The 13,311-nt window shown below is 45.5% G+C and carries 9 protein-coding genes and 1 pseudogene; 5 read left to right on the top strand and 5 right to left on the bottom strand.

Annotated elements, in window-relative coordinates:
* A complete protein-coding gene (locus P4S58_RS21210; protein ID WP_337165618.1) occupies window positions 1-1,821 on the bottom strand; it encodes a hybrid-cluster NAD(P)-dependent oxidoreductase in 1,821 nt (606 codons plus the stop codon).
* A gap of 279 nt (window positions 1,822-2,100) precedes the next feature.
* Between P4S58_RS21210 and pyrC the strand changes: the two genes are divergently transcribed.
* Window positions 2,101-3,129: a dihydroorotase gene (gene pyrC / locus P4S58_RS21205; protein ID WP_337165616.1), complete on the top strand. Its 1,029-nt coding sequence runs from the start codon at window positions 2,101-2,103 to the stop codon at window positions 3,127-3,129.
* An 80-nt stretch (window positions 3,130-3,209) separates the two neighbouring features.
* Here pyrC and P4S58_RS21200 read toward each other — a convergent pair whose 3' ends face one another.
* Genes P4S58_RS21200 through P4S58_RS21185 form a run of 4 tightly spaced genes read right to left on the bottom strand, consistent with a single transcriptional unit; the run spans window position 3,210 to window position 7,287 of the window.
* Window positions 3,210-4,124: a L,D-transpeptidase family protein gene (locus tag P4S58_RS21200; RefSeq protein WP_102962258.1), complete on the bottom strand. Its 915-nt coding sequence runs from the start codon at window positions 4,122-4,124 to the stop codon at window positions 3,210-3,212.
* Window positions 4,114-5,541: a deoxyribodipyrimidine photo-lyase gene (gene phrB / locus P4S58_RS21195; RefSeq protein WP_337165614.1), complete on the bottom strand. Its 1,428-nt coding sequence runs from the start codon at window positions 5,539-5,541 to the stop codon at window positions 4,114-4,116. The genes P4S58_RS21200 and phrB overlap by 11 nt, the downstream gene beginning before the upstream one ends.
* Window positions 5,541-6,344, bottom strand: a complete 804-nt coding sequence (locus P4S58_RS21190) for a MerR family transcriptional regulator (RefSeq protein WP_337165613.1) — start codon at window positions 6,342-6,344, stop codon at window positions 5,541-5,543. Before P4S58_RS21190 ends, phrB begins: the two co-directional genes overlap by 1 nt.
* On the bottom strand, window positions 6,334-7,287 hold the full coding sequence (locus P4S58_RS21185; protein ID WP_337165611.1) for a YbgA family protein: 954 nt from the start codon (window positions 7,285-7,287) through the stop codon (window positions 6,334-6,336). Before P4S58_RS21185 ends, P4S58_RS21190 begins: the two co-directional genes overlap by 11 nt.
* A 329-nt stretch (window positions 7,288-7,616) precedes the next feature.
* Between P4S58_RS21185 and deoD the strand changes: the two genes are divergently transcribed.
* The 4 genes and pseudogenes from deoD (at window position 7,617) to P4S58_RS21165 (ending at window position 13,086) form a co-directional block, all read left to right on the top strand.
* Window positions 7,617-8,327: a purine-nucleoside phosphorylase gene (deoD, locus tag P4S58_RS21180; RefSeq protein WP_042479622.1), complete on the top strand. Its 711-nt coding sequence runs from the start codon at window positions 7,617-7,619 to the stop codon at window positions 8,325-8,327.
* Between the two features lie 68 nt (window positions 8,328-8,395).
* Window positions 8,396-9,863 (top strand): annotated as a pseudogene (locus tag P4S58_RS21175) (transposase).
* Window positions 9,864-10,041: 178 nt separating this feature from the next.
* Window positions 10,042-11,505: a hypothetical protein gene (locus P4S58_RS21170; protein WP_337165859.1), complete on the top strand. Its 1,464-nt coding sequence runs from the start codon at window positions 10,042-10,044 to the stop codon at window positions 11,503-11,505.
* A 3-nt stretch (window positions 11,506-11,508) separates the two neighbouring features.
* Entirely contained in the window at window positions 11,509-13,086 is a 1,578-nt protein-coding gene (locus P4S58_RS21165; protein WP_102965047.1) for a GGDEF domain-containing protein, read from the top strand.
* Window positions 13,087-13,311: the final 225 nt, after the last annotated feature.

Raw genomic sequence — 13,311 nt, 5'->3', positions numbered from 1 at the left:
CTAGTTGACCACTTCAATATCCGTTTCTGGTACACAGCAACACGCTAAAGCCATTCCCATATTACGTTCGTGCTCTTGCAATGCCGGAACATCTGGCTGATGAACTTTGCCCGATTCAACCTTCACTTTACAGGCACCGCAGAATCCGGCGCGACAACTGTTTGCAATAGGGACGCCTGCGGCTTCAGCTTGCTCTAACAGGGTGCTTTGGTTATTTCCTTCAAACAGGTTGCCGTTAACACTTAACTGCAAGGTTTTAAATTCTCTGACGGTTTGCTGCGCTACGCCAAAGGCTTCTTGGTGATAAGCGTTTTCAGCCACACCTAGCTTAAGCAGCAAGTTCTTGGCTTTTTGCATAAAACCATCTGGACCACACACAAACACTTGGCGAGAAGCAATATCTTTCACCTGTTTGAGGTGTGACAAAGATAAACGTCCTTTCAAACCAAACCAGTCAACTGGTGGTTGGGAGAGAGAAATAAACACCTTCAGCTCGGGATGAGCAAATTCTAGTTGATCTAGTTCTTCGCGACATGGAATGTCTTCAACAGAACGACATTGATGATAGAACACCACATCTCGCATCTGCTGGTTATCCGCCAGATAACGCAGCATAGACAGCATAGGCGTCACGCCGCTTCCCGCTGAAAGTAGCAACAGGGGCTGATTGTGATGTTCAGAGGTTAAATGAAAGCTGCCGTCAGGCGTCTGGGTTGTTAATGTGTCACCAACCTCCAGGTTATCAAGCAACCAGTTCGAGACACGGCCGCCATCAATACGCTTAATAGAAATTGCCAGCCGTCCCGGACGAGAAGGGCTTGAAGACAAAGTATAAAAGCGACCAATGTTTTCACCATCGACAACAATCTCAATTGGCAAATGTTGACCAGGCTGATAATTCGGCAACACACCGTGTTGCGGCTCCAGCCAGAAAGTCACAAAATCGCGAGCAATTTCTTCACGCTCAACACAAGTCATTAAGTAGTGACGCTGCCCTAAATCTGGGTAGTACTCTTTCTCTTTGTATTCTAGAACTTCTATCTTGTCTCCCGCATGAATCATACCTTCATTTCTGGCAACAAGATTCTGACCGAAGAATACGCCGCCGCGCTCGTTAGCACGAAACTGGGAAAGGGTACGCAGTGGTTCTTTGGTTGGGCGATATTGGCCTTTTTCGAGATCCACCGTCGTCATAATGCAGCGTTCACAAGGCTTTAGAGCTTCGAATTCCACATCACCAATACGGATGCGCTTCCAACCATCTTCCGCGAAAGGTTCCGTATCTGATACAACAAGATTGGTACGGAACTGATCCATGCTGTGATGTTCAGGACTACGACGGTTCAACTCATCCAGCGAGCCTTGGCTAATAATCAATAGCGGGTAACCATCCGCAAAGCTGACGTTATGGCCGAACTTCTCACGAACACGATTGGACTGTTGACCAGTGAACAACAGCTCAACACGCTGCTCCATAATCTCGCTGAACCAGTCGTCTGCTTCATCTGTTGTGGTGTACGCAATAAAGCTGTCATCCCAAACCGTTGCCGGTGACTCCTGCATTTTAAAGTCGGCGTAACGAATCGTCAGTGGCGATTTACCCTGTGCGCTAAAAATCAGGCCATCTGGCGTCAGAGTAGATCGAATCTTGACCATTTGCGGGTATTTACGGGCTGTCACCATACTGCCATCAGCGAGTGCCAGCATAAATCGTCGGTCAAACATCAACCCTTGTTTCTCAACCCATGCGGTAGATAAAGAGAGTCCACCCACCGATTTCACTGGATACACATTGATTTGAGAAAGTACCGCTGACGACATGACACACATCCTTACGTATGGTTAATAAAATAAATTCGAGCCACCTAGGCGTCTCGCTTCCAGTGATCACAGAACAGGGCTATGAATGACACAAATACGCTATCGTTTCAATCTATTAGACGCGAGAAACTGCTGTAAACAAACAGAACTGACAAATTAAAAGATGAAATGAGAAGCCAATTACTCTATCATCCTGTCGCCTAAACGGAAGCGTTTGCGTAACGCAAAATTTCTTTTTAGGCTCCAATCATTCCAATGACTTCATGGTGGGAGCAATTCATGACAACACTTACGATCACTCGTCCTGACGACTGGCACGTTCACCTTCGCGATGGCGAAGTTCTTGCTGATACTGTGCGTGATATCAGCCGTTACAACGGACGCGCGCTTATTATGCCAAACACCGTCCCACCTGTGACCAATACCGAGATGGCGCTTGCTTACCGTGATCGCATCTTGGCGCAAAATCCAAGTGCTACGTTCCAACCTTTGATGTCTTTGTATTTAACCGATAACACCTCAGCTGACGATATTCGCCAAGCGAAAGCGTCTGGTGCTGTAGTTGCAGCAAAACTCTACCCAGCGGGTGCAACTACCAATTCTGACTCGGGTGTTACCAATGCGAAAAACATTTACCCAGTTCTGCAAGCAATGCAAGAAGAAGGTATGCTGCTGCTGGTTCACGGCGAAGTGACCACTAAGGAAGTCGACATTTTTGACCGTGAAAAGACCTTCTTGGAAACGGTTCTTGCGCCAATCGTGAATGATTTCCCGAACCTTAAAATCGTTCTAGAACACATTACAACTGCAGAAGCGGTTAACTTTGTAAAGAACGCTTCAGACAACGTGGCAGCAACCATTACCGCTCACCACTTGCTGTTTAACCGCAACCACATGTTGGTTGGCGGTATTCGCCCTCACCTGTTCTGTCTGCCAATTTTGAAACGTGCAACTCACCAACACGCGCTTGTCGCGGCAGCAACGTCTGGCAACAAGAAGTTTTTCCTAGGAACAGACTCTGCACCTCACGCTAAAGGCAAGAAAGAAGCGGCTTGTGGTTGTGCGGGTTCATACACTGCTCACGCGGCACTGGAACTGTACGCCGAAGTATTCGAGCAAGAAGGTAAACTTGAGAATCTGGAAGCATTCGCTAGCCACAATGGTCCGGACTTCTACGGTGTTCCACGCAACACAGACACTGTGACTCTAACCAAAGCGTCTTGGGAAGTTCCTGCAAGCATGCCTTTTGGCGGCGAAACTGTTGTTCCAATTCGCGCTGAAGAAGCAATTCAGTGGCAAGTCGCTTAACACTGTTCTGCTTGAATGAAAAAGCCGCCTTGTTAGGCGGCTTTTTCGTATGCAACTTTCGCTATTTTAGCGAACTGAGCTTAATCAAATTCTGGAGCAACCACTTCGACCGGCACTCCGTTTTGCGCCAGTATCACCGCTTTTGCTTTCACTTCCGACTTATCAAACTCATCAAGCCACCATTTTAACTCTACTGGTAACACGAGATCTTTCTTGCTGCCATCGCTGCGAGTCAGTGGTTCGTGCGCTTCAACGAAAACACTTCTGTCAGGTTCCAATGCCACTTTGACTGGTTCGTCAATGATGCGAACCTTTTCGCCTCGCTCAACCTGATTGAACAACCACTCGATATCTTTCGGCTCCATACGGATACAGCCAGAGCTTACACGCAAACCAATACCAAAATCTTTATTGGTACCATGGATCAGATAGTCACCATTACCAAAGGCAAGGCGAAGCGCATAATCACCTAATGGGTTCTCAGGACCTGAAGGGACAACTTTTGGCAGTTCAATGCCTTTTTGCAGATATTCTTTTCGAATAGAGTCCGGTGGAGTCCAAGTTGGATTTGGTCGTTTCTGGCTGATCTTGGTTTCCATTTCAGGCGTATCACGTCCGATTCGACCGATACCTACAGGAAAAATATGTACCTTTCTCTCTTCAGGCTTGAAGTAGTAAAGACGCAGTTCAGCAAGATTCACCACGATGCCTTCATAAGGCACCATGGGCAAAATGATTTGCGACGGAATGGTCAGTACATAACCTTCTTGTGGAAGGAAAGGGTCAACGCCTTTATTCGCAGCCATCAAGCCTAAAAAACCGATGTCATACTGCTTGGCGATTTGCGCTAATGTTTCGCCTTTTTCAATCACATGGTATTGGGCATTTCCCACCATGCTGCTTCCTTCCATCGGAAAGTCATAAGTGGCTGCAAACACCTTTGTCATAAAACTGGACGCCACTATGCAACCAATGACCAATAACTTACGCAACATGTATATCTTTATCCCTTGCCTGCTTATACATGTCTAAGGTTACTTCTCTTTCCGCTTTATGATCAACTATTGGAGAAGGATATAACACCGAGTTAACACCCGACCATAACCAAGGTGCGTGAATATATTTGTCGGGTACCGAACTCAACTCCGGAATCCAGTGGCGAATGAACGCTCCGCTGCCATCAAATTTCTCACCTTGAGTGATAGGGTTAAAGATTCGAAAATACGGCTGACCATCACACCCCGTTGATGCACACCACTGCCAGCCGCCGTTGTTTGCCGCGTAGTCACCATCAATAAGCTTGCTCATAAAATAGCGTTCGCCCCAACGCCAGTCGATATGCAGATCTTTGGTCAGAAAGCTGGCAACGATCATTCGTAAGCGGTTATGCATCCACCCCGTTTGATTCAGTTGTCTCATGGCCGCATCCACAATTGGGTAGCCCGTTTCTCCCTGACACCAGCGTTCAAAATGGTCATGCTCCTGCCACCATTTCACATAGAGCCCCCAGTAGAGGAAATCTTTTCCTTTGCACAACTTAGGCTCAAAAGTAAGTAGGTGCTGATAAAACTCGCGCCAAATCAGTTCACTCAGCCATGTTTGAGCGCCTTGAGACAAAAAGCCCATTTTGGATTCGGCGTAAAGCCTTGCCATACATTGCCTTGCCGACAACGCGCCTATCGCTAAGTATGGCGATAAACTGCTGGTGCCATCTATGGCAGGGAAATCTCGTTGCTCGTGGTAACTGTCCATACGCTCTTGGCAGAATGATCTCAGTTGCGATCGAATCGACTCAAAATCGACTTCCCAGCCAGAGCTGTCTTCTCTTGGATAACTGAATAACTGCTGTTGGTTCCAAACCAGAGGTTGCACTGCTTTCTCTAATGCTGCTTTGGCTGCACTTTGGGTAGCAGAAATGATGGGTACGCCAGCCACAGCAAGCCAAGCCTTTTTAAAAGGCGTAAATACCTTGAAATATTGGCCTTGTTTATTGAGAAGACTGCCTGCGGGGATGATGCATTTGTCGTGATACGACTGCCATCCGATACCTTGTTGTGCTAATGCGGATTGAGCTTGTTTATCTCGCGCCTGCTCATTCACTTCGTAATCTTGATTGACCAAGACTTCGTTCGCTTCACACAGCTTCGCTATCTCAACAATGCTGTTTGCCGATTGCTCATAATCACTCACTTCCTTATAAAGCAGCGGAATATTAAGCGCTTTAAGCTCTTTTTTCAGAGCACTCAGGCGACGATAGATAAGATCAGCCTGACGGGGGGCCATATGGTGTTGATGCCATTGCTCAGGCGTGGCGATAAAGACAGCGGTGACAGGTTCTCCGCTCGCAATTGCGCAGTTGAGAGCCGTATTATCAACGGCTCTTAAATCTCGGCGTAACCAAATAAGTTTCACTAATCCAGTCCATTGAGTGTTTGCAGCACGTCAGACAGATAGCATTGATCGTTAAATTGCTTACGCAGCTTAGCTATCGCAGTCATCTGAGCGTCTGCCAATGATTTATGAGAGAACAATGCCAATGCACTGTATGATTCAACGGCTTCGCTACCTACCAGCCCTGAGACGTCATCGACACCATCAAGAAACGTGACATTGTAGCCCTTCTCAGACCATGTAACCGCCCAAAGCCAGGCCAGCAAGCTACCCACCGGATCATAACTGACACATAAGCATTTACCTTTGTGCGCCGCTTTGTTTTCTGCTTCCAGAATCGATGAAAGCTTATTGATCATCAGAGATTGAAACAGACCTTTTTGCAGAGAGCGCAAAGGACCTTTCACTCGCTCTAACGCATCAATCACCGGAAACGCAAACTGGCTCTCAACAATATCCAAAGGATACTCTTTCATTACCGTGGCAATAATGTTCTCTGACTTGCCACGATTCAGCAGAGAGAGCGCCGTAAGTAATTGCTCACACTCTTCCAGTTGAACTCGCGTTTCTTGCTGTAACTCATCAGTAGGAGCGCCGCCTTTCAGCAACTCGCTGACTTTGCCTATGGATACGCCTTTTGCCAGCCATCCCTGAATCTCTTTAATGCTATCGATATTTTCTTGGTTAAATAATCGATGGCCTTTTTCCGTTCTTTGCGGCTGAACCAAATTGTATCGGCGTTGCCAAGCTCTTAGTGTTACAGGCTTAACACCGGTTAATTCTGCTACTTCACGAATAGCGTATAGCTTTTGTTCATAAGCCATAGCGTAACTTTAACTCCTGTGGATATGGGTCCAGATAGCGCTGCTGCATCAGGTAAGAATCTGGATATAACGTCAAATAGTGCTTGATCAGGGTAATTGGCGCGAGCAGCGGCAAAATGCCCTTTCTGTAATCATGAATAACTTCTGAGAGTTCTTTTTTCTGAGACTTATCAAGCGAACGTTTAAAGTAGCCCTGAAGATGCATCAACACGTTAGTGTGATTCTTTCTGCTGGCTCTTATTTTCAAAGCTTGCATCAAACCTAAACGGTACAACTCAATAAACTCGTCGGGCGCGTAGTTTGCCACATTTGCCACTAACCGTCCCAGCTCACGATAAGAGGTTGGGTGATGAGCCATTAACGTCAGCTTATAGCGAGAGTGGAATGCCACGACTTTACCGGCGGTTGGTTCTTTACCCAACGTTTGATAGAAATCATGCAGGCAATAAACACGTGTAATAAAGTTTTCCTTTAACACTGCGTCATTGAGCCTTCCGTCTTCTTCCACCGGAAGCCAAGGCATTTTTTCCATCAACATTTGCGTGTAAAGCCCAACACCACTCTTTTCAGCTTCATGGGATTTATACACTTTGACTTTTTCCATACCGCAAGAAGGCGATTTCGCACACACGATGTAGCCGCACAAATGCATATCCATCAGTTGGTTTATTTTCTGCTCAGAATATTGCAGTAGACCCGCGGTGTGGTCTTTGGTTGGATCTTTAGTTTCAACCAGAGAAATACGTTCATCATTAGAGATTAAGCGTATTGGTGGGCGAGGCACCGGTAACCCCATCCCTACTTCTGGGCAAACGGGAACAAACTCGAAATAGGGCGCGAGTTCTTTATTAACAAATTGACTGGCTTTATGACCGGAATCAAAACGAACGTTCTGACCAAGAACACAAGCACTAATGCCCAACAAAATAGGTGAATCAGCCATATCAGCGCCCTCTTCTCTCAAGTGAATAACAACAATTATACAAAAGAAAACTTTGTACAAGTTATAGCACATTTAAAACTAGTTATACAATTTTAAAATTCGTACAAATAAAGCCAACGTTTTCCTGTATCGATTGCTCTATCAATTTCAACATTTTTCGTTATCAAGCGTTGGATGATGCATCGCACTCGCTTTTTTTGTGACCAGAATCGCAAGAAACCCAGTTATTACTCACTAATATTGCGCCAACAGACAAATCCTCAGTCAACAGAATTAGTAATTTGACATACAATACTGTTTAACTGGCTGAACATTTTTGGAGAACAATTATGGCAACCCCACACATTAACGCACAACCTGGTGATTTCGCTGAAACAGTCCTGATGCCAGGTGACCCGCTTCGTGCAAAATTCATCGCGGATACTTACCTTGAAGACGTGAAGCAAGTGTGTGACGTACGTAATATGTTCGGCTACACCGGCACATATAAAGGCAAAAAAGTTTCTGTAATGGGTCACGGTATGGGTATTCCGTCATGCTGTATCTACGTTCACGAACTGATTGCTGAATACGGTGTGAAAAACGTAATTCGTGTAGGTAGCTGTGGTGCTGTACGTGACGACGTTAAACTGATGGACGTGGTTATCGGTATGGGTGCATCTACTGACTCTAAAGTTAACCGTATCCGTTTTAGCAACCATGACTTTGCTGCAATCGCTGATTTCGATCTACTAGAAGCGGCTGTTGCTCAAGCTCGTGCTCAAAATGTATCGGTTAAAGTAGGTAATATTTTCTCTGCAGACCTTTTCTACACTCCAGAGCCAGAAATTTTCGAGAAGATGAAAAAACTAGGCATCCTAGGTGTTGATATGGAAGCTGCAGGTATTTACGGTGTGGCTGCGGATTTGGGCGCTCGCGCTCTGACCATCCTGACCGTATCAGACCATATTCTACGTGGTGAAAAACTCAGTGCAGAAGAGCGTCAGAAATCTTTCCATGAAATGATGCAAGTAGCACTTGAAACAGCTATCACCATGTAATTCAAAATTTACTTTAGGGTTGCCGAGTAGCGCGCTTGGCACCCTTCCAAATTACCGAGGGGGAGATCGTGTCGACCGACCAATTACCTGCGGACGCTGATGGCTTGCAGCTCAACTTTTGTAAAACATTGGCGTGTGACAACTTTGGTTTGAGTGATGCAGAACGGTATGTTTTGCAACGCGCAAATCCTAAGCGTCCAACGATGGTTTGTCGTGAGTGCGGTGCTTTCCCCCTTACTTAATAACAAAGAAGTCCTCAACGAACTGGTTCGTTTACGTCAGCTTCACAGTGACGGCTTACCCGCCTGTCGCAATCTAGAATGTGAAAACGCTGGGCTTTCTGTTCATACACACAAACATCTTTATCATGCCTTCGGCTACAGTGGCGATCGTCAACGCTATCGCTGCAAATCATGTCACTCTACTTTTGTCGATAAGTGGTCTGGTGCGAACAAAAAACTCTTGTTCCAAGAAACCTTATTCGGGTTACTTTTCATGGGTTATTCGGTACGAGAAATCTGCCGTAAACTGAGCATCAACCCGAAAACCTTCTACGATCATATTGAACATATCGCCAGTCGCTGCCGAAGAAAACTCGCCATGATCGACGCGCGTTGGGTTAACCACGCCAGCAGTTTTCAGTTCTCCTCTCATTACATGGCTCTGCAACCTAAAAGCAACAATGGCGTGCTTTGGATAGCAACGGGAGAAGCAAACACAGGGTATATTCTTTGCCAGCACGTCAACTATTCAGCAAAAGAAGAACCTATTGGCTCAGTGGATCACAACCCTTATGAATTTCCAGCTCGATTCGTTTCAAGAGACCACTCTTCGGAAGCGAACGTTCCACAACCTGAGCCTTCACCTGTATTGAGAGAGCGTATAGATCAGCAATATCAAACGATACTGGCTCGCGGCAATGTTGAAGACCCAATGGGTAATCTTTCCACCTTTAACTACCCGTCAAAAGGCGCTTTGATTCGTCCACCCTATACCTCGTATGCGCATTACCTGCATGTCTTGGACATGTGCGATATGGATAAACACGTATCGATATTCATGCCTCAGGATCCGATTCTGCGCTCAGCAGCTTTGAGTGTTTGCCTATCAAGAATCCGACGTCAAAACGTTGACTTGATGTACGTAGAGGAAGACGACAACTGGCAAGAAGCCCAATCTTTTGACAAAGTTGATATTGTCCTAATGGGCTGGTGGAGAGACAGATGGGCAATCGCTCATCAAGATAAAGGTTCCAAAGGAATCTGCTATCTTGCGGGGGCGAATCCAGAGCCAGAAGCTTGGTTGCAAAAGGCTTCAATAAAACAGACTGAGTTTTATCAGCAACGTTTTCAGCTGCTGTTTGAGTCTTTTATCAACGAGCCTAGACGCAAGTTACGTCCCGGAGGGCTGCAGCCTTTACTCGATATTTACCGCGCTTGGCACAATCTATGCTACCAAGATAAACATGGAAACACTGCTGCACAAAACCTAGGATTAACTCAGAAGCCTTTGACGTTAAAAGAGCTCTTGTCCTGAATGTTTAGACGTGGAGTGTGAGGAAGCACAAATTTATACACGAGCAAAATCATAAACATTTCCGATCTGCCGCCTAATTGGTGCTAAATGGCACTGATATTTAAACGACGCGCATTGCGGACAAGTGGCAACACATTGAAAGATGTCATGTGAGTCGTACAGCCAGGAAGTAATGGATTTGGATCAAAGCCAGTACCTTTTATTATCAGAACTTAAACAGCTTATACTCCGTATCGAGTCTGAGCCTGCGGAAGTATTGGCTGTGGCAGAAAATGCCCTTGTCCAAGCCAAACAATCCCAGTTTCACGATGGCATTATTCAAGCGCTGATCATTATGTCTCGCTGTGCTTGGTGTGAAATGGATTACCGCCGAGGCTTAAAGTACATCAAAGAAGCGTATCAGTATCAAAATAGTCTCGATACTGACGAGTTCCTTCCTGAAATTCTCCATGTTCATGCGCTCCAATTCTGGGGTCAAGCCAAATACTATACCGCTCAACAATTTTGGATTAACGCTTTAGAGCAATCGGCGTTGGTCGACGAAATTGAAGTGCTGATAGAAAGCTTGATTGGATTAGGCAATATTTGGCGCATCACTAAGCAATATGACCAAGCGTGTTCAACCCACCAGCTTGCTGCCAAAGTCGCCCACAATATGGATATCTCGTGGCTAGAAGGCAAAGCCCGTATTTTATGGGCATGGGATTTGTACTTGCTTGAGCAATATGTCGATATGCTCACCGTGCTCGATGGCGCTGATGAAGCACTTATCGGACACCATGATAAAACTTGGCAGGCAGAAGTTTGGGATTTCCGAGGTTTAGCTCTTTTAGGACTTGAACGCATCGAAGATGCGCAACAAGCCACGCAGAAGGCGCACAAATTAGCTGTTGCTCATAACTTGTCTTGGATGAAAGCCCACTCTTACATCAGTCGGGCGAGAATTGAGTTATTGCGGAAAAACCTAGCCCAAGCCGCCCAGCTACTTATCTCAGCGGAAGAAACCGCACGTAGCTTCGACAATGGTGAGTTGCTTTCACAAATTTGCTATCAGCAGTCTCTCGTCGCTGAAGAGAGTGGCGATGACAAAACGGCTTTTGAAGCGTTCAAGAAATACCGAAAGTACTCGCTACAAATGCTGCATGAGCAGACGATGAGACTCGGCTCTGATAAAGCCCGCACATCCAAACGCCAGCTTGATCAGCGCGCAATAAAGCTGCTCAACCGAATTCGAAATCAGCATGATTTCCATACAGAAAAGCATTTATCGAATGTTGTGCCTGAGAATTACTGGTGGGAACAAATGGTGCTGCATAAAGTTGACCTCATGAATTCAACCTTTTCTGTGATTTCTATTCATCATTCAAATCCACTGTTTTTGGATGCCTGTACGGAACTCGTTCATTCTCTCTGTGGCTCTAAAGATCTTCTGTCACGTTTAAGCGCTAATTATCTGGGTCTTCTGGTCAACGAACATGGTGAAGCAGCAAAACATATGTTTGATGTACTTGAAAAAATGATTGAAATTTATCCTTGGGAGCGCAAAAAATTGCACGGTGCTCTTCCTGATACGACTCTTCATACTATCGTCAGCTTCCCTTTTACCCTTGAACAGCTTGAAGACATGGGCTGGGAGGAATAATCGATGGAAGCACTACTCAATAAAGTTCAAGAAGCAGGGTTAGACGCGACATCAGTAAGCGGTGAAGAGGCAGTTGCCTTTTGGGGCAAAGTTCGCAGAACAATAGCTTCCACCAAAGAAGAGAAAGCACTCTGTTTTATTGTCAGTGCAGAGTTCCACGCTGAAATGCGACAAATCCAGAACAGTATCAGTGAGCTAAGATCTGCACTCAATTTGTTAGATTCAAACAACGCAGAACTCATCCTGTCGGTTAAAAACAGTCTTGCGGAACTCCTGATTGAAAATGGCGATTACGTAGAGGCACTGCAAGAACACATCTCTTCTTCAGGCTTAGCTGTTGAGTATCGTTACATCGATGACTATGTCCTAGCAATACTAGGCATGGGTAACTTGTGTGATGCCTATGGTGATCATCGCAGGGCAATGAGCTATTACCTCAAGATTGACAGCCTTGACCACGCCATCAGCAGCCGTTCTTTAAGATTGCGATACAAGCTCTATATGCTTGCCTGCTATGTAAGCCTCGGCCGATTTGATGAAGCTGATGAACTGGTGCAAGAGTGTGAAGAGCTCAGTATTCTTGTCAGTGACAAAATTCTTGCCGGACAAACCATTTTGTACGAAGCCAAGATATATCGTCACCAAGGTGAGATAGAACAAGCGCTTCGAACCTTGTCGATGATTCAGTTTTCTCCGGGCAACATTCATTCGTACTGGCTTGCCAATATGGTTCGGGTTGAACGGGCAAAATGTTTTCTAGAGTTGGGCAAACCAGAATTGTCCAATATGCTGTTGTTTGGCACTGAAAAGCGCTTGAAACGCTTTCCTTCTCCTGTGTTGGAAAAAGGTTTATACAAAACTTTCAGCCGTATTTTTGAACGTCAAGGTCTCTATAAAGAAGCCTTACGTTATGAGCGTGAAGCGTTTGATATTGAATCAGAGTTAATACAAAAAATTCCCATTGCTGAGCTTGGGGCAACACAGTTGCGCCGTTTATCGCGATTTGAACTGCAACTAAAATTGATCGTTTCAGAACTTGAAAACCAAGAGCTGAAAGAGACCACGGAACACCACAAAAATGCGGTTGCGCGTCTGCAACAAGACGTCTTAACCGATCCTCTCACCAAATTGCACAACCGCCGTTGGTTGGACGGTAAGCTCAAAGAGCTGCTCCACAACGAAACCCCTTTTGCTTTCTTAGTCGTGGATATTGACCACTTTAAATCCATTAATGATGAACTTAGTCATCTTGTCGGTGACAAAGCTATAGTCAATGTTTCAAGTGAATTGGCGGAACACTTCAACTTCCCGCAAGCCTCTTGTGTTCGCTATGGCGGTGAAGAGTTCTTGGTCATTCTTGAAAACATGACGTTAGAACAAGCGCAAGCCGCTGCAGAAGCATTCCGTGAACGAATCTTCAAATATCACTGGCAGGATATCCTTGGTGAACGAGGATTAACCGTCAGTATCGGGATTACGTTAAACAAAGAAGGCGAAAATACGCAAAGAACCTTCTATCGTGCAGATAAAGCCTTGTATCGTGCAAAAGCAAATGGGCGAAACCAAGTCTGTTCAGAATAGTTCTTCGATATTTCGCAGAGTTTTGATTCCTGTCTTAGTGTCACTATGTTGAAAATCGATACTTTGCCCAAGATCGAATAATTTCACACTGAACAGGTAGTTAGGAGTGACTTAGTTACAAATAGGCGTATGCAACTGTGTTAATTCGCAAGTAGAATACGCTACGGTGTAAAAGAAAAACGTACTACGCTTTAATAGGCGAAACGGTACTCATCTGCGGTTTTC

This window comes from Vibrio sp. Hal054 (assembly GCF_037162405.1).
Taxonomy (GTDB): domain Bacteria; phylum Pseudomonadota; class Gammaproteobacteria; order Enterobacterales; family Vibrionaceae; genus Vibrio; species Vibrio diazotrophicus.
Note: the sequence above shows the minus strand (reverse complement) of the source record. Positions and strands in the feature narration are given on the sequence as shown.

Coding starts and splice junctions, on each gene's coding strand:
- P4S58_RS21165 (WP_102965047.1), top strand. CDS start 11,509: ATGGAAGCACTACTCAATAAAGTTCAAGAAGCAGGGTTAGACGCGACA.
- P4S58_RS21210 (WP_337165618.1), bottom strand. CDS start 1,821: ATGTCGTCAGCGGTACTTTCTCAAATCAATGTGTATCCAGTGAAATCG.
- deoD (WP_042479622.1), top strand. CDS start 7,617: ATGGCAACCCCACACATTAACGCACAACCTGGTGATTTCGCTGAAACA.
- P4S58_RS21185 (WP_337165611.1), bottom strand. CDS start 7,287: ATGGCTGATTCACCTATTTTGTTGGGCATTAGTGCTTGTGTTCTTGGT.
- P4S58_RS21200 (WP_102962258.1), bottom strand. CDS start 4,124: ATGTTGCGTAAGTTATTGGTCATTGGTTGCATAGTGGCGTCCAGTTTT.
- P4S58_RS21190 (WP_337165613.1), bottom strand. CDS start 6,344: ATGGCTTATGAACAAAAGCTATACGCTATTCGTGAAGTAGCAGAATTA.
- pyrC (WP_337165616.1), top strand. CDS start 2,101: ATGACAACACTTACGATCACTCGTCCTGACGACTGGCACGTTCACCTT.